Raw genomic sequence first — 17,187 nt, forward strand, 5'->3', positions numbered from 1 at the left:
AAGAAGGGTGATGAAGAAGCGATGGATCAGGACCGGGGCAGATCGACGTGTCCGGTCCGGGAACGATCAGGCGACATGCTCCGGACGGCGCAGGCCTTCCCAGCGTTGCACCAGATCCCGATGCTCGATGTCGAAGAGGTCGAGCACGCGGCCCACGGTGTGGTCGACCATGTCCTCGATCGATGCCGGCCGGGCATAAAACGCCGGCACGGGAGGAAAGACGATGCCTCCCATTTCGGTCACGACGGTCATGTTGCGAAGATGCGCCAGATTGAAGGGCGTCTCCCGTGCCAGCAGGACCAGGCGGCGGCGCTCCTTGAGAACGACGTCGGCCGCGCGGCTCACCAGGTTGTCCGCGAGGCCGTGCGCGATACCGGCGAGTGTCTTCATCGAACAGGGGGCAACCACCATCCCGGCAGTTCTGAACGAACCGCTGGACACGGCTGCGCCGATGTCCTTCACGTTGTGCACCACATCGGCAAGCGCCTCGATGTCGCAGCGCTTGATGTCGAGCTCTTGCGAGGCCGTCAGGGCGCCGGATGCCGACATCACGAGGTGCGTTTCCCAGTCGGGCATCGCACGAAGCAATTGGAGGAGCCGCACGCCGTAGATCGTGCCACTCGCCCCGGTGATGGCCACGATCAGACGGCGTTTCACGTGCCGGCTCCGATCGCCTCGAAGTCGATCCGCGAAGCGGTGTCGATCTCGTCGGCAAGGTCGACTTCGCCTTCGCCCGGAATGCGCACCTTGGTGAACACATGCTCCGGATAGACAACGGGTCGGGTGGCGTCCAGTCCCATCTTGGCGCTCAATCCCTGCGAGTGTGCAGGTGGCACACCCCCCGAGAAATCCTGCCCGACGGTGGTGGAGGGATCGAGCGCCGAGCCCTGCGCACCCGTAATGACGACCAGGTCGCGATCCGCCTGGAAGCGCGTCGCAACGGCCCATTCGACCTGCATTGGATCGTGGACCTGCACATCCTCGTCCACCACGATCACCTGCTTGATGTCGTAATGCGCGCCAAAGGCCGCGCAGATGATGTTCTTGGGTTGACCTTCATGCGTCTTGCGGATCTGCACGTACAAGTGATAGCGGCCCACGCCGCCGATCGCCAGGTGCACGTCGCTCACGTTCGGGAAGCTGCGCTGCAGGTGAGCCAGCAGCGTGGCCTCGCGCGGGATCGAGCCCAGCAGCAGGTGTTCCATTTCCGCGGGCACGATGGTGTGGTAGATCGGATGGTGGCGGTGCGTGATGGCGTCCACCTGGATGACCTCGCGGTGCTCGCGTGCGCTGTAGTACTTGGGGAACTCGCCGAAGGGCCCCTCGGACTCGCGCACCCCGGGCAGGATGCGGCCCTCGATCACGATCTCGCTGTCGGCGGGCACGCGCACTTCGTTGGTCAGGCACTTCGCTACTTTCAGAGGAGCACCGTGCAAGGCACCCGCGATCTCCAGCTCGTCGAAGTCGATGGGAGCGATCGCTTGCGAGGCCAGCAGCGTCAGGGGATCGATGCCGATCGCCACCGCGACTTCCAGCGGTTCGTTGCGCGATTCGGCTTCCTTGTAGAACGCCCAGAGGTGGCGGGGCAGCATCAGGATCGCCATGCGCTCCTTCGAGTGAACCTGGATCCGGTTGATCGAGACGTTCTGGATATCGCTCTTGGGGTTTCGCGCGATGACCAGGCCGGCCGTGATGTAGGGGCCGTTGTCGTGCTCGCTGTGCGTCGGGATCGGCAGAACCTCCCTGGCGTCGCGGTCGCGATGGACCACCTCCTGGCAGCGGGCTTCCGCTGGTGGCACCTCGCGCCAGGGCAACGGGTTCGCGGCGGCCTTGCGAAAGCGCCGCAGCAGCTGGTCTTCCGGCACGCCCATTGCCTCGGCGATCCACGATCGGCGGGACATGAAGCCTGATACCACGGGTACGCCGTGATGTCCGTCGGGCTTGGGAAAGAAGGCGGCCTGCTTGCCGTCGAGCCGCTTGGCGATGGCTGCCAGACGATGGTTCAGCGGCGTGCCTTCGCGGATGACGGCCAGGCGGCCCGTGCGAGCCAGATGGGTGAGCCACTTGCGCAGATCGGTGAACGGAGCGGGCGCGGTGTCTTCGGCTGAGCGGTCGGTGGTCATGAGAGTTCCTGCCATGAGAAGTGGAAAGTGAGGGGCCGGCTCAGCGGCCGTCGGGAGCGGTCTCGTACTCGCCTGCCACCAGCTTGCGACGCAGGATCTTTCCGACGGAGGATTTCGGAATCTCGGTGAGAAAGACGTACTCGCGCGGGCGTTTGAAGTTCGGCAGGTCCGAGCGCCGGCAATGCGCGTCCAGCGCCTGTGCATCGAGTTCGTTCGAGTCGTCGGCGCGCGTGACGAATGCGACCACCCGCTGTCCCCAGCGCGGGTCGGAAAGGCCGGCGACCGCCACCTCGCCCACGCCCGGACAAAGAGAGATGACGGACTCGATGTCGACCGGTGAGATGTTCTCTCCGCCGCTGATGATCATGTCGTCGACGCGCCCGGTCACGAAGAGATCGCCGTCGGCATCGAAGTAACCCGTATCGCCGGTGAAGTACCAGCCGTCGCGCAGCGACTTCGCATCGGCATCGGGCCGCTGCCAATAGCCTTCGAAAGCCTCGTCGCCTCGAAGGTCCGCCACGATCTGGCCTTCCTCCAGCGCAGCGGCCATGGCGGCCTCCTCGCTGGAACCCGTGGCGTCGAGCCTGACGACACGCAGCCGCGTGTTGAGGCCCGCGCGCCCGGCGCTGCCTGGTTTGCGGACGGCGTCCGGGTCGATCGAGAAGGTGTAGACCTCCGACGATCCGTAATGGTTGACGAAGAGGTCCGGCTCGAAGGCGCGCTGAAGTCTTTGAAGCAGTGCGTCGTGCATCGGTGCGCCCGCAAAGCCCAGCTTGCGCACCGACGCGATGTCCGGGGCGGGGCCGAAACCACCGCCATCGCGCTCACGCTGAGCAAGCATGTCGTGATAGAGCGTGGGGACCAGATAGAGGCAAGTGACACGTTCGCTCTTGATGAGGGCCAAAGCCTGATGCGTATCAAAGCGCGGCAGGCAGACGAAGCACCCGTCCACCAGCGCCATCGCGAGCAGCGAACGCACGCCCATCGTGTGGTACAGCGGCATGACGCCGAGCGTGCACTCGCCACGGCCGTATTGGTTCTGCGCCACGTGCGCAAGTGCGGCCGCGCGCTCATGGCGATGCCGGCGGGGAACGCCCTTGGCCTTGCCGGTGGTGCCCGAGGTGTAGAGCATGAGCGAGATGTCTTGCGCGTCCGCCGCGCTTTCTTCTCCGATGGGCCCGATGTCGCGGGCGCCGGAGCAAAAGGCATCCCAATGCGCCGTGGCGGCTCCTTCGCCGATCGCGCCGGCGCCGATGCACGGAAGGCCGTGCGCGGCGCCGCTGGCCCGCACCGCGGCCTCGCTCACTGGCTCGAAGAACACGGCCTTGGCCTGCGCATCGGCGATGCAATAGTCGATCTCTTCGGCCTTGGCGCGCCAGTTCAGCGGAACGATCACGATGCCGCTGAGTTGGCAGGCCCAGTGCAGGGTTGCGGCCTCATGACGGTTCTGCATCACCGACAGCAACCGGTCGCCGCGCCGAAGGCCAAGCGCCGCAAGGCTGCCCGCGACGCGCACCACCCGTTCGTGCCATTGGAGATAGGTCAGCCGCACCGCGCCATCGACGAGCGCCATGGCGTGCGGGCTGCGCTCCACGCTTTGGAGGAAGGTCGTTCCGAGGTCCAGCATGTCAGTTCTCTTCAGCGGGGGATTGCAAGGTTGCGCGGTGCGCGGCGGTTTCCATGACCGCACGGACGATGGGCGTGTAGCCGGTGCAGCGGCACAGATGGCCCGAGAGCATGTCGCGGACCTCCTGTTCGCTCGGCAAGGGGCGCCTGCGCAGGTAGTCATCGCATGACATCAGGATGCCTGCGGTGCAGAAACCGCATTGCAGTGCGTGGTTGCGGGCAAAGGCTTCCTGCAGGTCCGACAGGGGGCCGTCCGACGCACACAGGCCCTCAACCGTGGCGACCGCGCGGTCCTCGACCTGCACGGCAAGCGTCATGCATGAGCGGGCGGCCACGCCATCGATCTGTACCGTGCACGCGCCGCAAACACCGTGCTCGCAGCCAACATGGGTGCCGGTGGCACCGAGTCCTTCGCGCAGGAAGTCGGACAGCAGCATGCGGGGTGTGCACGGGGCACCGCGCGCATGTCCGTTGAGCTTCAGTCGCACCATGTGCAGGCTGTCGTGGGCGATTTCTTTCATTGGACGGGCTCCGTGACCTGCCGAACCAGTTTCGCGCCGAGACGGCGCACGAGATGACGTCTGAATGCCGCGCTTGCATGCGCGTCGTCCTGCGCTTCGAGTTCCCAGGCCAAATCGTTGAGCGCGGCTTCCAGGTCCGCGCCGCGAAGATCCGCAGGCCACCGTGCGAGGCGCGGACGATCTGCCACACCGCCGATGGCAAGACGAAGTCCCCGAGCATCGGCCACGGCCGCGACCGAGACGATCGCAAAGTCGCCATGACGCATCGAGAACTCGTCGAATGCACTGCGCTGTCCGGTGGGGGCGAGTGGGAAACGGACCGCTTCAAGCAGCTCATCGGGCTCGCGCGCCGTCAACAGCATGCCCTGGAAGAAGTCGGCGGCGGGGAGGGTGCGCCGCCGCTTGGTACTGCGCAACACCACTTCGCCGTCCAGGGCAAGCAGCACCAGCGGTATCTCCGCGCTGGGATCGGCGTGGGCCACAGAACCGCAGACAGTACCGCGGTTGCGGATCTGGAAGTGGGAGATGAAGGGAATCGCTTGCGCGAGCAGCGGCACTTCGGATGAAAGAGCGTCGCGCCATTCGAGCTGGCCCTGCGTGACCGCGGCGCCCACCTCGAGCATCCCGCCCTCTGGACGAGCGTAGTGGAGGTCGGCGGTGCGCGAGATGTCGATCAACGCGGACGGTTGCGCGAGCCGCATGTTGAGCACCGCCATCAGCGACTGACCACCTGCCAGGATGCGCGCATTCGTGCCCCGGCGCTGCAACTCGTGCGCAGCCTCGGCCGCGCTCTCGGCGCGGACGTAGTCGAAAGCGGCCGGCTTCATCGATGACCCCCCACGCCCAGTCGGCGTAGCAAGCGTTGCCACAAGCTGGTGGAAGCCGCGGCAGCGTCGATCCCTTCTTGTCCTCCCGCCTGGCGTCCGAGCTGTTCGAAGAGCTGGCGCAACACGATCTTGGCGGCTCCGTCGAGCATGCGTGCGCCAACGGCCGCGACTTTGCCGGAGACCTCCGCCTCGTAGTCGTACTTCAGGAGCGTTCCTCCGTCCGTGGCACTCAGCGTCACAAGTCCTTCGCCGCGGGCACTGCCAATGCTCGAGATCCCCGATCCCGCGAGTCGAAGGCGTCGCGGTGGGTCGAGGTCGCTCAGCGAAACCTCTGCCGCGTAGCGGGCCTTGATCATTCCGACGCCTACGGTGACATCCGCCCGATAGTGATGGGGCGCGGTCTCTTCGAGCGCATGGCAGCCTGGAATCACGCGTGCCAACGCTTTCGGGTCGAGCAGGACCGTGAAAACCGCCTCCGGCGTGGCGGGCAGCGTGATTTCGCCCCGTGCAGAAAGCGCCTTGCCGCTCTTGCGTGGGGAAGCGTCTGGCAGTGAGTGTTCGTCGCCATGCTCGACCCCAGTACGGGCGGCGTCCGTTGCGGTGCGGCTTCCGCTCGAAGGGAAAGGATCGTCGATGCCCAGGAGTTCGAGCACCCGCGAAGGTTTGAGGGGCAGTCGGATATCGGAAACGCCGAGTGCGTCGGCCACTGCATTCGCAATGCAGGGTGGCGTGCTCATGTTGTTGCCCTCGCCCAGACCCTTGGCGCCCAGCGGGGTGAAGGGGCTTGGCGTCTCCAGATGAAGGATCAAGGGGTCGGGCACCTCGCAGGTCGTTGGCACGAGGTAGTCGGCGAAGGTGCCCGACTGAAAGCTCCCGTCGGTGCCGTAGCGGAACTCTTCCATCAGGGCCGCGCCCAGTCCCTGTGCAAATGCTCCGCGAATCTGCCCGTCGGCCAGGGCAGGGTTGAGCAGCGTTCCCGCGTCGTGTGCGGTGACATAGCGGTCGATGCGAATTCGGCCGGTGTCACGATCGACTTCCACCGCGCACAGATCGAAAGCGAAGCCATATGCCGCCGATGTGTTGACGCGGTCGTCCTCGTCCGGCGCGGCGAGTTGTGGCGCGGTCCAGAAGGCGGTCTCGCGCAGGCCCGGATCCTCGCCGGGCGGCAGCAGCGCGGGTGCCCAGTGCGGACTGGCCGCGAACCGGGCAAAGGGCAGGCCCTTGTCGGGTGCCTGGAGCGCATGGATCTTTCCGCCGGCGAAAACTACCTCCTCTGGCGCGCAGCCCAGCGTGGGGGCTGCGATGCGCGCCAGCTTGTCGCGCAGCTTCAGGCAGGCCAGATGCAGGGTTCCCGCCACGGCGCCGGCGAAACGGCTCGAATAGTTGCCGGCCGCTACCGACCAGGCATCCTTTTGCGTATCGAACTCGACATTGACGGCCACTTCGGCCGGATTCACCCCGAAAGCATCGGCGATCACCTGGGCACAGACGGTGCGGTGTCCCTGCCCGGCCGGCGCAGATGCGATCACCGCATTGATGCCGCCCAGCGGGTCGATGCTCACCGTGGCTGCCGCGGTCGCTCCATTCTTGGGCCCCGCCTTGGCGCGCTGTTCCGCCGGCAGCACCGTGGTGATGTAGCCCATGTTCGAGACCGATGGTTCCACGATCGCCGCGAAGCCGATGCCGTAGAGCCGTCCCTGAGCGCGTGCTTCCTGCTGCCGGCGGCGCAGCATGTCGAGCTCTCCTTCGGCCACCACCATCTCGAGCGCGCGGTGGTAGTCGCCCGAATCGATCAGAGCGCCGGCCGCGGCGTGATAGGGGAATGCGTCGCGCGGAATGAAATTGCGGCGATACACGTCGAGCGGATCGAGGGATAGTTCGACGGCAATGCGCTGTACCAGGCGCTCGAGAGCGAAGTACACCTGCGGCCCGCCGAAGCCTCGCACCAGGCCCGTGGGTGTCTTGTTGGTCAGTACCACTCGGTTGCGTACCCGCAGGTTGGCAATCGCAAAGGCGCCGGTCAGGCATCCATGCATGCGGTAGAAGGTGGCCGGCTCCGGGGCACGCAGATAGCCGCCACAGTCATCGAACTGATCGAGCGAGAGCGCGGTGATGCGACCGTCGGGGTCGACCGCCGCCTCGGCATGGCACAGTCGACCCGTGGCAGAGGTGGCCGCGCTGAGGTGCTCGAGGCGGTCCTCCACCCATTTGACGGGCGCGCCTGCCTTGCGCGCGGCCAGGCACATCAACACAGCCGGCGCCATGACCGCTTGCTTGACACCGAAGCTGCCACCCGAGTCGGGGAAGGTGCGGTGGCGCAGCCGGTTACCTGGGACCTTCAATGCCATGGCCATCACCGTGTGCAGCGAGAACGGTCCCATGAAGTTGGACTGGAGTTCGTAGCCCTCCTGCTCGGAAATGAACTCTGCGATCGCGACGCCGGTCTCGATCGGGGTGCACGAATTGCGTGGGTAGTGGACCGTGATCGACACCCGGTGAGGTGCGAGGGCGAAAGCAGCCTCTGGATCGCCGTATCGGAAGCTGCGGTCGCTCACCACGTTGCTACCTACTCGCTCGTGCAGCACTGGTGCGTCATCGGCCGCGGCGGACTCGATGTCGATCACCGCGGGAAGCGTTTCATAGTCGGCTTCCACGAGGTCCGATGCATCCTCTGCTAGGTAGCGGTTCTCGGCGATCACCACTGCCACCGGCTCGCCGACATAGCGGACACGATCGATGGCGAGCGCCCAGAGTTCCATGGGTTGCTTCACGCCCACGATGAATGGCTTCGACCAGCACTGCACATCTGCGCCAGTGAGCACTGCGCGCACCCCGGGCGAAGCCTCAGCGCGGGCGGTGCGCAGCGCGAGCAACTTGGCATGCGCATGCGGCGAGCGCACGACGGCGGCGTGGAGGGTTCCGGCACGCACGGGTGCGTCATCGCCGAAGCGGCCCTGGCCGGTCAACAGGGCACGGTCTTCCACGCGTCGGGCGGGTCGGCCCAGGTGGGGGCGCTGCGACAGGTCTGCCGTTCGGGCGGCGGGATTGGCGGTCACGACGTGGCCTTCAGACAGTGCCGACCTGCTGGTAGATGTGCTTGATCTCCTGGAAGTCGATCAGCGCGTCGTAGCCGTGCAGCCGACCCAGACCGCTGCGCCTGTAGCCACCGGTTTCGGCTTCCGCGAAGAGCTTGTTGTGGTCGTTGATCCAGACCGTGCCGTTTCGCAGGGCGCGAGCCACCCTCATCGCTCGGGCTCCGTCATGGGTCCATACGCTTGCCGAGAGGCCGTACTCGGAGTGGTTCGCGCGTGCAACCGCCTCGGCTTCCTCCTCGAAGCGCTCGATGACCACCAGTGGTCCGAAGATCTCTTCCTGGACGAAGAAAGCGTTCGTGTCGCGGTGAGCGATCAGCGTTGGCGTGAGGTAGGCGCCGGTGGCCAGGGGCCCGGTCCCCGCACCACCGCGCAGCAAGACTTCGTCTGCGGCCTCCATGGCTTGCCCGATGCGTTCGCCAACGGCGCGCGCGGTTGCGAGGTCGATCATCGGCCCGATCTGCATGCCCTCGGCGCCGCCTGGGCCCACGCGCAGCGTTCGCAGCGCGTTCGCCAATGCCTTCTTCATCGCTTCGTAATGGCGTGCGTGAACGAGGACACGCCGCGCGGCGGTGCACTGCTGGCCGCTGATGATGGTGGCGGCTGCTGCCAGGGCCGGCGCGACCGCGTCCACGTCCGCGTCTTCGAAGACCAGGCAGGCCGACTTTCCTCCCAGCTCGAGCGAGAGCTTCTTCATCGTCGGCGCTGCCGCGGCCATGATGCGCTGGCCCGTTGCGTTGGAGCCGGTGAAGCTGATCACATCGACATCGGGCGACTCAACCAACCGCGCGGCCACCTCGTGGCCGTCTTCGCTGACGAGGTTGATCACTCCTGCGGGAAGATTCTCGACAGCGTGCAGTTCGGCGATCAAAGCCGCGGTGATCAGGGCCGTTTGCGGCGCGGGCTTGACGACCGCGGTACAGCCTGCGGCGAGCGCTGGTGTGAGCGAGCGGATCAGCAGCACCGCCGGTGCGTTCCACGGCACGATGATCCCGGCCACGCCAGCCGGCTCCTTGATCAGGGTCGCGAAGGCTCCGGGTTCCACCTCGAACACATGCCCGGGCATGTAGCGGGTCAAACCGGCGTAATAGCGGATCTCGGAGATCGCGCCCCCGATCTCCGCGCGAGACTGTGCGAGGACTTTGCCGTTCTCGCGCGTCAGCAACTGGGCCAGTGCTTCGGCGCGAGCTTCGAGCCTGTCGGCCCAACGCAGCATGACCATCTGGCGCAAGCGAGGGTTCTGGGCCCAGGCGGGCGCTTCGAAGGCGCGTCGGGCCGCGGCGATCGCCGCATCGGCGTCCCTGCGATCCGAGGCGGCGTGCTGGCCCAAGGTGCTGCCGTCGGCAGGGTCTTGGCGGGTGCCGTGCCGACCGCTCGCGGCCTCCTGCCAGCGGCCATCGATCAGATTCAGTGCTCGGAGATCGTTCATTTCTTCTTGCGTTGCATGTTCCATGGCGCGTCATGGCTCCTGCCTGATTGCCGCGGAACAGTGGGAAGGGCAAGGCGCCCCATCGCAAAAAGTCTAGAAATTCATGTGCATAAAATCAATTAATGATAAGTTATGCTGATATTCAATTTATGTGATGGACACTCGCGGTCCTCCCGTGGAGATACAGCCCATGGAATTTCGTCAGATCCAATACTTCGTCTGCCTCTACGAAGAGGGGTCGGTAACGCGCGCCGCACGGCGCCTGAACATCGTGCAGCCCGCGTTGAGCATGCAGATCACCCGGCTGGAGGACGAGCTCGAACGCCAGCTTTTCGTGCGCACGCCGCAGGGCATGGAGCCCACGAGCGAGGGACGTCGCATGTATCGCCTCTTTCTTCCGGTGGTCGGCGATTTCTCTCGCGCGCGCGAGCAGATGCTGCAGACGAGCGCGGAGCTCACGGGGCAGGTACGCATCGGGATGATCGAGACGATCGCCGAGGGTGTGCTGGCGGACGCGCTGCTGGAGTTCGCCGCACGTCACCCGAAGGTCGAGCTGTCGCTGACCGATGGGTTCAGCGCGCAACTCACCGACGCGGTGTCTGTCGGGCAACTCGAAGCGGCCATCATCAACAAGCCGCGTCGTCCGCTCGCGCTCAGCTCGGAGCCGATTGCGAAGGAGGACATGCTGCTCGTGGCGGGTCCGAAACATGCGCCCTTGCCAAAGTCGATGCCGTTCAGCCGTCTCGCTCAACTTCCACTGGTGCTTCCGACGCGCCAGCATGGCCTGCGCGGTATCGTCGAAAGCTTCGCGCAGGCCGAGGACGTCGCGCTGGTGCCCGGCGTGGAGATCGACTCGATCAGCGCCATCCTGAAGCTGGTTCAGGGCAGCGAGTTCTGCACGCTATTGCCTCGTATCGCCTTGCGCCGGCAACTCGCGGACGGCAGCTTGCAAGGGTGCGCCGTGACATCTCCGAGGCTGTCGCGCCTGTTGGTGTGCGTGACGCATCCGCGCCGGCCGCTCGGCCCCGCCGCGGCCGCGTTCGTCGAAACCTTGGCGCGGCACATCCGCGACGTGGACAGCGCGCTTGCAATCGCTGCCGAAAGGTAACGGCGAGAGGCGCATCCAAGATGCGATGCCGATGCACGGCGTGCTGAACTCGACCTACACCTGGTACCAGCCCGCGGGCGCCTGGGCCTCGAGACGCTGACCGAGCAGGCGAGCGGCGTGTGCCTGCACGGGATCGTGTTGCGCGAGTCGCCGCGCCGGTGCGCGCAATAGCCTCTCGCGTGGGCTGAGCGAAGGGCCATGGAACCCGCTTTTCCTTTTTGGCGCGATCGGATTTGCCGGCCTCGCCTCGCCCTCCTATTCTTCGCGCATGACTCGCCACGACACCTTTTCGGTGTCCCCCCTCGTCCTCGCAAAGTCCGGCCTCCCCATCGAGCGGCTGTGCGAGCGTGCCGGCGTGAAGCCGTCGAACGCGTGGAGCACGAGCGAGTTCTTCCGCATCTGGGCCGTGGCGGACGAGGCGTTCGACGATCCGTCCGCGGGACTTCGCTTCGGTGCCGAGGGAATCGCACGCGGCTATGGCGTTGCGTCGATCGTGGCGCTGCACGCGCCCGACTTTCGCCGCGCGCTGGCGGCCCTCTCGCGCTACAAGCGCCTGACCTGCCCCGAGCTCGTCGAAGTCGAGACCGTGGGCGAGCAGACGACGGTGCGCTATCGCTGGCTCCTGGCCACGAGCGAGGTGCCGCGCCTGCTCGTCGACATGACCATGGCTTCGTTGCGGGAACTGGCGCGGCATGGCAGCGCCGGGCGGATCGCGCCGATTCGACTCGAACTGGCGCGTCGGCCCCAGCATCAGGCGCTGCTGCGCCGCCACTTCGGATGCCCCATCGTCTTCGGGGCCACGCACGACGCGATGGTGTTCGACCGCGCGGCGCTCGACGTGCCGTTCGTCACGGCCGACGGCGGAGCCTTTGCGCGCGTGCTGGAAGGCCTCGAGCAGAGGGCGTCCCGCGGCGAAGGCCTGTCCCCGCTCGTGGCCGAGACGCGCGTGGCCATCGCACGCCAGCTGAGCGAGGGCCGCCAGCCCAGCATCGCGGCGGTGGCGGGCCGGCTTCACCTCAGCAGCCGCACGCTCCAGCGCCGCCTCGACGAATGCGCAACGAGCTTCCAGCAGCAGCTGGCCGCGGTGAGGCACACGACGGCGACGCGGCTGCTCGCCAACACCGCGCTCGATCCGGTGGCCATCGCCATGCTGCTCGGCTTCGTCGAGCCCAATTCGTTCGCCCGTGCGTTTCGCAACTGGGAGCGGACCACCCCTTCTCGCTGGCGCGAACGCCAGACCGCCGACCAGGAATGAACAACGAAAGCACGCTCTCATGACCTCTTCGCATGTCCTCGTCACAGGTGGCTCCGGCTTCATCGCCGGTCACTGCATCCTCCAGCTCCTCGAGCAGGATCATCGCGTGCGGACCACCGTCCGTTCGCTCGACAAGGAGGCCGAGGCGCGAGCCGTGCTCGTCGATACGGGCATGGTGCTCGGCGACAGGCTGAGCTTCGTCGCCGCCGACCTCTTGCGCGACGAAGGCTGGGCGCAGGCCATGGCCGATGTCGAGGTCGTGCTGCATGTCGCGTCCCCGGTGCAGCCCGGGCATGTGGCGAACGAGGATGACCTGATCGTCCCCGCGCGCGAAGGCACGCTGCGCGTGCTGCGGGCAGCGCGCGACGCGGGCGTTAAGCGCGTCGTCCTCACCTCCGCGTTCCATGCCGTGAGCTGGGGACATCCCCACGACGGCCACACTTTCACAGAGAACGACTGGACCGTGCTCGACGGCCCCGGCGTCGATGCCTACGGCAGAAGCAAGACCCTCGCCGAGCGCGCGGCATGGGCCTTCATCGCCGCCGAGGGCGGTGGGCTGGAACTGGCCACCATGCTTCCCGTCGCGGTGATGGGGCCGGTGCTGGGCAGGAACATCTCCGGGGCCAACCATGTGGTCCAGCGCATGCTCGATGGGGACATGCCGGGCTTCCCGAACCTGTTCATCCCGGTCGTCGACGTGCGCGACGTGGCCAGCGCGCACATCCTGGCGATGAGCCATCCCGAGGCCGCGGGCGAACGCTTCCTGCTCTCGAATGGCCAGGCGCTGGCGATGCGGGAGATCGGCGCCATCGTCAAGGCGGCGCTCGGCAAATCGGCCCGGCGTGTTCCGACCCGCACGATCCCGGATCTCGTGCTGCGCGCGGTCGCGCTCTTCAATGCCGGGCTTCGTCCCTTCATTCCCGACCTCGGCCACGCCAAGAAGACCTCCAACGAGAAGGCCAGGCAGGTGCTCGGCTGGACCCCACGGGACGCCCGCGAGGCCATCGCGGCGGCGGCGAAGAGCATGCGGGCCAGGGGATTGCTCAAGGCCTGAGCTCGCGCCCCGCTCAGGGCGAACACGTGCCGATCTTCGGCGGCTCGGGTGGCACTCCGGGCGCGCCGGCCTGCAGCCAGGCGATCTTCGCGTCGACGAAGCGCAGCATCGCGGCGAGTTCCTTCTGCTGCTGGCGCAGCCTGTCGCGCCGCGCGACCATGGCCTGCAGCATGCGGCCGCGGCCGCCGGCTCGGCGCTCGTTCATCAGCAACTGGATCTCGGCGAGCGACATGCCCATGGCCTGGCCCGCGCGGATCGCGGCGGCCAGGCGCAGGTCGCGTGGCGAGAACTCGAGATAAGGCCGTGTGCCGCCGGCCAGGCCCGTCTTCGGCTGCAGCAGGCCGTTGCGCACATAGAAACGGACGGTGGCGACGCTGAGGCCGGCCTGCTGCGAGAACTCTGCAATCCACATGGAATGGCTCCGGGTGACTTGACTATGAACTCAACTTCATAGTTATAACAAGCCCATCGACACGCCACCACCCGAGGACTCGCCATGATGAACACCGTACCGCTGCTGCTGCTTCCCGGCCTCATGAACGACGCGCGCGTCTGGGATCCCGTGCGGCGGGCGTTGCCCGCCGGGCGTGATGTCGTCGTGTCGCCGACCGATGGGGCCGACACCGTGGAAGCGCTGGCCGCCACCGCGCTGGCCGCGATGCCCGAAGGAAGCTTCGCGGTGGCGGGTTTCTCGCTGGGCGGCTATGTCGCGCTCGAGGTGTGCCGGCAGGCCAGCGCCAGGATCGCGGGCCTCGCCTTGCTCGACACCGGTGCGCGCGCCGATTCCGAGGAGGCCACGCAGAACCGGCGGCGAATGGTCGCGGCGCTGAGCTCGGGCGGCGCGAGCTTCGCCCAGGTGGTCGAGAGCTTCACGCCCCGCGTGCTCCACCCCGCGCATGCGCAGGACCGCTCGTTGCTCGAGCTGCTCGCCGACATGGCGAGGCAGGTCGGTGGCGAGGGCTTCACGCGGCAGCAGAAGGCAGCGATGCAGCGCCGCGATGCGCGCGAGCTGCTGCCGGCGTTGACGGTGCCGGCCCTGGTCCTGTGCGGCCGCGAGGACCAGATCACGCCGCTGGCTCTGAGCGAGGAGATGGCGGGCCTGCTGCCCGGCGATGCCGAGCTCGTCGTGGTGCCGCAGTGCGGCCACATGTCGACGCTGGAGCAGCCCGCGGCCGTCGCCGAGGCCTTCCTGCGATGGCTCGCGCGCGTCGACGCCGCGGCCTCGCCGGCGCGCGGCGGCTGAAGACCACACACCTCCCGATCGCGCCTTTTCCCGCGGCTTCGGGTAAGCCCTAGCTGCCGCCGGGTCTTCGTCTTCATTTATATTCCGTCCGGAAGGTTAAATAAAGACGCGATGACCGACATCACCAGCACCTGCGGATTCCTGGAGCAGCACTTCGACCGGATCGAGGAGGGCGCGCGCTTCCGCTCGCGCGGCCGCACCCTCACGGAAGCCGACATCCTCCAGTGGTGCGCGCTGACCGGCGACTGGTACGTGCTGCACACCGACGCGCACCATGCGGCGCGCACGCGCTTCGGCCAGCGCATCGCGCCGGGCCTGATGCTGCTGGCCTATGCGGCCGGGCTCGGCATCCCGCCCGCGGCGCCGGCGATCGTGGCGAACTACGGCAGCGACGCGCTGCGCTTCACGGCGCCGGCCTTCATCGGCGACACCATCCATCTGGAGGCCGCCGTGCTCGAGAAGACCGTGAAGCGCCCGGGCACCGACGGCGTGGTGCGGCTGCAATGGAACGTCCACAACCAGAACGGGCTGCTGCTGATGGCCAGCGAGCTGCGCATCCTGATGGCCTTCGAGGGGGCTGCGCGATGAGCGGAGCGACCTCTACCGATGCAGTGCGCCTGACGCTGGAACTGCCGCTCGCTGTCATCGCGATCGACCGGCCCGCCGCGAAGAACAGCCTGCGCCTCGACGAGATGACGGCGATCGGCGATGCGATCGGCGAGGCCGTGTCGGCCGGTGCGCGCGCGGTGCTGGTACGTGGCACGCGCCATGCCTTCTGCGCCGGCCGCGACCTCAAGGACACGCACCCCGGCACCGACGACACGCTCGCGATCCTGCGCGAGCGGATCAACCCGGTGCTGGCCGCCGTGCGCGACTGCCCGGTGCCGACGATCGCCGCGGTGCAGGGCCCCGCGCTGGGCTTCGGCTTCGGGCTGGCGCTAGCCTGCGACATCGCGCTGGTCGCCGACGATGCGCTGCTCGGCAGCCCGTTCCGCAACATCGGCGCGGTGCTCGACTCGGGCGGCCACCATCACCTGCGCGAACGCGTCGGGCCGCACCGCGCGGCCGAGCTGATCTTCTTGGGCCGCCTGTTCTCGGGACGCGAAGCCGCCGCCATGGGGCTCGTCAACCGCAGCGTGGCGGCCGAGGCGCTCGACGAGATCGCGCTGCGGATGGCGCGCGAGATCGCGAGCGGCCCGACCGCCGCCTTCGCCGCGTCGAAGCGCATCCTGTCGCGCGCGCGTTCCTTCGAGGAGACGCTCGAGCTCGAGGCGATCGCGCAGGCCGAGGCGCTGGCCGGGCCCGACGGCATCGAGGGCATCGGCGCCTTCCAGCAGAAGCGCAAGCCGCGCTTCATCGGACGCTAGGCAATGGACATGACCCAAGCTCCCGAAGCAGCACGTTCGCCGCGCGCACTGTTCCTCGCCGCGCTGGCCGAAGGCCGCCTGGCCTACCAGTTCGACCACGGCGCGGGCCGCGCGGTCTTTCCGCCGCAGGCCGTGGGTCCGGGTGGACAGCCGGGCGAACTCGAATGGCGCACCAGCCGCGGCGAGGGCACGGTCCACGCCTGCACCCAAGTGCAGCGGCGCGACGGCGCCTTCAACATCGCGCTGGTCGATCTCGACGAAGGCTTTCGCATGATGGCCACCGTGGTCGATGCGGCGCCCGGCGCGCTGCGCATTGGCCTGCGCGTGGCCGCGCGCATCGAGCCCTGGAACGACGCGCACCGCGTGGTGTTCGGAGCGCTCGCGTGACCGCAACCAATCTGCGCGGCGCGGCCGCGATCGCCGGCATCGGCAGCACCGGCTTCGCGACGATGCCGGCCCTGTCTTCGCCGCTCGACGCGATGGCGCTGGCCTCGGTGCGCGCGCTCGACGACGCGGGCCTCTCGCCGGCCGATGTCGACGGCGTGTTCGCGGCCGGGCTGCAGCTGTTCATGCCGACGCTGAGCCTGTGCGAATACCTGGGCCTGCGCCCGCGCTACACCGATTCGACCCAGGTCGGCGGTGGCGCCTTCCTCGCGCACCTCAACCATGCGCGTGCCGCGATCGCGGCCGGCCTGTGCTCTGTGGCGCTGATCGCCTACGGCAGCACGCAGAAATCGGCGGGCGGACAGTTCGCGACCCATTCCGAACCCAACCCCTACGAAGTGCCTTACGGCTACCCGGGCCCGCTCGCGGCCTACGCGATGGTCGCGCAGCGCCACATGCACGAGTTCGGGACCACGCGCGAACAGCTCGCGCAGGTGGCGGTGAGCGCGCGCGACTGGGCGCGGCTCGACACCGATGCGCCCGATCCCGGGCCGCTGAGCATCGAGGACGTGATCGCGGCGCGGCCGGTGGCGCATCCCTTCACCGTGCGCGACTGCTGCCTCGTGACCGACGGCGGCGGCGCGCTGGTCGTGGTCTCGGCCGAGCGCGCCGCGCAGTTGCGGCGCAAGCCGGTCTACCTGCTCGGCGTGGGCGAGGCCGCCACGCACCGCAGCATCGCGCAGATGCCGGACCTGGTGCGCACCGCGGCCAGCGTGTCGTCGGCCACCGCCTATGCGCAGGCCGGCGTGGGCCCGAAGGACATCGACGTGGTGCAGTTCTACGACGCCTTCACGATCATGCCGATCATCTTCGCCGAGGACACGGGCTTCTGCGCCAAGGGCGAGGGCGGCGCCTTCCTCGATGGCGGCCGTGCCTCGCCGGGCGGCGACTTCCCGATGAACACCAGCGGCGGCGGACTCTCGCTCGGCCACCCCGGCATGTTCGGCATCTACACCGCGATCGAGTCGGTGGTGCAGCTGCGCGGCGATGCCGGCGCGCGCCAGGTGGCCGGCGCCGAGCTCGCGCTGGCTCATGCGCCGGGCGGCTACATGTCGAGCCAATGCACCGCGATCTTCGGCACCGCCGCCACGCTCTGAA

16 protein-coding genes are annotated in these 17,187 nt (G+C 67.8%); 8 read left to right on the plus strand and 8 right to left on the minus strand.

Annotated features, from left to right (window positions below):
- Positions 1-66: 66 nt before the first annotated feature.
- From ACEN9J_RS39335 to ACEN9J_RS39365, 7 genes are read right to left on the minus strand one after another with little or no spacing between them, the layout of a single operon-like run.
- Positions 67-657, minus strand: coding sequence for a UbiX family flavin prenyltransferase (locus ACEN9J_RS39335; RefSeq protein ID WP_413765157.1), 591 nt, complete (start codon positions 655-657; stop codon positions 67-69).
- Complete coding sequence (locus tag ACEN9J_RS39340) at positions 654-2,123, minus strand: UbiD family decarboxylase (RefSeq protein ID WP_413765158.1); 1,470 nt, start codon at positions 2,121-2,123, stop codon at positions 654-656. The genes ACEN9J_RS39335 and ACEN9J_RS39340 overlap by 4 nt, the downstream gene beginning before the upstream one ends.
- A gap of 40 nt (positions 2,124-2,163) precedes the next feature.
- Positions 2,164-3,750, minus strand: a complete 1,587-nt coding sequence (locus ACEN9J_RS39345) for an AMP-binding protein (protein ID WP_413765159.1) — start codon at positions 3,748-3,750, stop codon at positions 2,164-2,166.
- Between the two features lies 1 nt (position 3,751).
- A complete protein-coding gene (locus tag ACEN9J_RS39350) occupies positions 3,752-4,270 on the minus strand; it encodes a (2Fe-2S)-binding protein (RefSeq protein ID WP_413765160.1) in 519 nt (172 codons plus the stop codon).
- Positions 4,267-5,097, minus strand: coding sequence for an FAD binding domain-containing protein (locus ACEN9J_RS39355; protein ID WP_413765161.1), 831 nt, complete (start codon positions 5,095-5,097; stop codon positions 4,267-4,269). Before ACEN9J_RS39355 ends, ACEN9J_RS39350 begins: the two co-directional genes overlap by 4 nt.
- The gene (locus ACEN9J_RS39360; RefSeq protein WP_413765162.1) at positions 5,094-8,153 is read right to left on the minus strand and encodes a xanthine dehydrogenase family protein molybdopterin-binding subunit; all 3,060 of its coding nucleotides are present in this window, start codon (positions 8,151-8,153) and stop codon (positions 5,094-5,096) included. The genes ACEN9J_RS39355 and ACEN9J_RS39360 overlap by 4 nt, the downstream gene beginning before the upstream one ends.
- A 10-nt stretch (positions 8,154-8,163) precedes the next feature.
- The gene (locus tag ACEN9J_RS39365) at positions 8,164-9,642 is read right to left on the minus strand and encodes an aldehyde dehydrogenase family protein (protein WP_413765163.1); all 1,479 of its coding nucleotides are present in this window, start codon (positions 9,640-9,642) and stop codon (positions 8,164-8,166) included.
- A gap of 166 nt (positions 9,643-9,808) precedes the next feature.
- Here ACEN9J_RS39365 and ACEN9J_RS39370 point away from each other — a divergent pair, with 166 nt between their 5' ends.
- The 3 genes from ACEN9J_RS39370 to ACEN9J_RS39380 all read left to right on the plus strand — a co-directional run bounded on the left by ACEN9J_RS39370 (position 9,809) and on the right by ACEN9J_RS39380 (position 13,035).
- Complete coding sequence (locus ACEN9J_RS39370; RefSeq protein WP_057589756.1) at positions 9,809-10,726, plus strand: LysR family transcriptional regulator; 918 nt, start codon at positions 9,809-9,811, stop codon at positions 10,724-10,726.
- A 268-nt stretch (positions 10,727-10,994) separates the two neighbouring features.
- Positions 10,995-11,981: an AraC family transcriptional regulator ligand-binding domain-containing protein gene (locus ACEN9J_RS39375; RefSeq protein ID WP_413765164.1), complete on the plus strand. Its 987-nt coding sequence runs from the start codon at positions 10,995-10,997 to the stop codon at positions 11,979-11,981.
- Between the two features lie 19 nt (positions 11,982-12,000).
- Positions 12,001-13,035, plus strand: a complete 1,035-nt coding sequence (locus ACEN9J_RS39380) for an SDR family oxidoreductase (RefSeq protein ID WP_057589758.1) — start codon at positions 12,001-12,003, stop codon at positions 13,033-13,035.
- Between the two features lie 13 nt (positions 13,036-13,048).
- Here ACEN9J_RS39380 and ACEN9J_RS39385 read toward each other — a convergent pair whose 3' ends face one another.
- Positions 13,049-13,447 (minus strand): MerR family transcriptional regulator, encoded by a 399-nt coding sequence (locus ACEN9J_RS39385; protein ID WP_057589759.1) that lies wholly within the window; start codon positions 13,445-13,447, stop codon positions 13,049-13,051.
- Between the two features lie 84 nt (positions 13,448-13,531).
- Between ACEN9J_RS39385 and ACEN9J_RS39390 the strand changes: the two genes are divergently transcribed.
- From ACEN9J_RS39390 to ACEN9J_RS39410, 5 genes are all read left to right on the plus strand, one after another.
- Positions 13,532-14,278, plus strand: a complete 747-nt coding sequence (locus ACEN9J_RS39390; RefSeq protein ID WP_413765165.1) for an alpha/beta fold hydrolase — start codon at positions 13,532-13,534, stop codon at positions 14,276-14,278.
- A 111-nt stretch (positions 14,279-14,389) separates the two neighbouring features.
- Complete coding sequence (locus ACEN9J_RS39395) at positions 14,390-14,866, plus strand: MaoC/PaaZ C-terminal domain-containing protein (protein WP_057589761.1); 477 nt, start codon at positions 14,390-14,392, stop codon at positions 14,864-14,866.
- Positions 14,863-15,645 (plus strand): enoyl-CoA hydratase/isomerase family protein, encoded by a 783-nt coding sequence (locus ACEN9J_RS39400; protein ID WP_057589762.1) that lies wholly within the window; start codon positions 14,863-14,865, stop codon positions 15,643-15,645. Before ACEN9J_RS39395 ends, ACEN9J_RS39400 begins: the two co-directional genes overlap by 4 nt.
- A gap of 9 nt (positions 15,646-15,654) precedes the next feature.
- A complete protein-coding gene (locus ACEN9J_RS39405; RefSeq protein WP_413765166.1) occupies positions 15,655-16,032 on the plus strand; it encodes a Zn-ribbon domain-containing OB-fold protein in 378 nt (125 codons plus the stop codon).
- On the plus strand, positions 16,029-17,186 hold the full coding sequence (locus tag ACEN9J_RS39410) for an acetyl-CoA acetyltransferase (protein WP_261216262.1): 1,158 nt from the start codon (positions 16,029-16,031) through the stop codon (positions 17,184-17,186). The genes ACEN9J_RS39405 and ACEN9J_RS39410 overlap by 4 nt, the downstream gene beginning before the upstream one ends.
- Position 17,187 lies beyond the last annotated feature (1 nt).

Source organism: Variovorax sp. Varisp41, assembly GCF_047325085.1.
Classification (GTDB): domain Bacteria; phylum Pseudomonadota; class Gammaproteobacteria; order Burkholderiales; family Burkholderiaceae_C; genus Variovorax.

Bases quoted from the DNA above. Each gene is read 5' to 3' on its own strand.
- ACEN9J_RS39340 (WP_413765158.1), bottom strand. From the start codon at position 2,123: ATGACCACCGACCGCTCAGCCGAAGACACCGCGCCCGCTCCGTTCACC.
- ACEN9J_RS39345 (WP_413765159.1), bottom strand. From the start codon at position 3,750: ATGCTGGACCTCGGAACGACCTTCCTCCAAAGCGTGGAGCGCAGCCCG.
- ACEN9J_RS39350 (WP_413765160.1), bottom strand. From the start codon at position 4,270: ATGAAAGAAATCGCCCACGACAGCCTGCACATGGTGCGACTGAAGCTC.
- ACEN9J_RS39355 (WP_413765161.1), bottom strand. From the start codon at position 5,097: ATGAAGCCGGCCGCTTTCGACTACGTCCGCGCCGAGAGCGCGGCCGAG.
- ACEN9J_RS39365 (WP_413765163.1), bottom strand. From the start codon at position 9,642: ATGGAACATGCAACGCAAGAAGAAATGAACGATCTCCGAGCACTGAAT.
- ACEN9J_RS39370 (WP_057589756.1), top strand. From the start codon at position 9,809: ATGGAATTTCGTCAGATCCAATACTTCGTCTGCCTCTACGAAGAGGGG.
- ACEN9J_RS39375 (WP_413765164.1), top strand. From the start codon at position 10,995: ATGACTCGCCACGACACCTTTTCGGTGTCCCCCCTCGTCCTCGCAAAG.
- ACEN9J_RS39380 (WP_057589758.1), top strand. From the start codon at position 12,001: ATGACCTCTTCGCATGTCCTCGTCACAGGTGGCTCCGGCTTCATCGCC.
- ACEN9J_RS39385 (WP_057589759.1), bottom strand. From the start codon at position 13,447: ATGTGGATTGCAGAGTTCTCGCAGCAGGCCGGCCTCAGCGTCGCCACC.
- ACEN9J_RS39390 (WP_413765165.1), top strand. From the start codon at position 13,532: ATGATGAACACCGTACCGCTGCTGCTGCTTCCCGGCCTCATGAACGAC.
- ACEN9J_RS39395 (WP_057589761.1), top strand. From the start codon at position 14,390: ATGACCGACATCACCAGCACCTGCGGATTCCTGGAGCAGCACTTCGAC.
- ACEN9J_RS39400 (WP_057589762.1), top strand. From the start codon at position 14,863: ATGAGCGGAGCGACCTCTACCGATGCAGTGCGCCTGACGCTGGAACTG.
- ACEN9J_RS39405 (WP_413765166.1), top strand. From the start codon at position 15,655: ATGACCCAAGCTCCCGAAGCAGCACGTTCGCCGCGCGCACTGTTCCTC.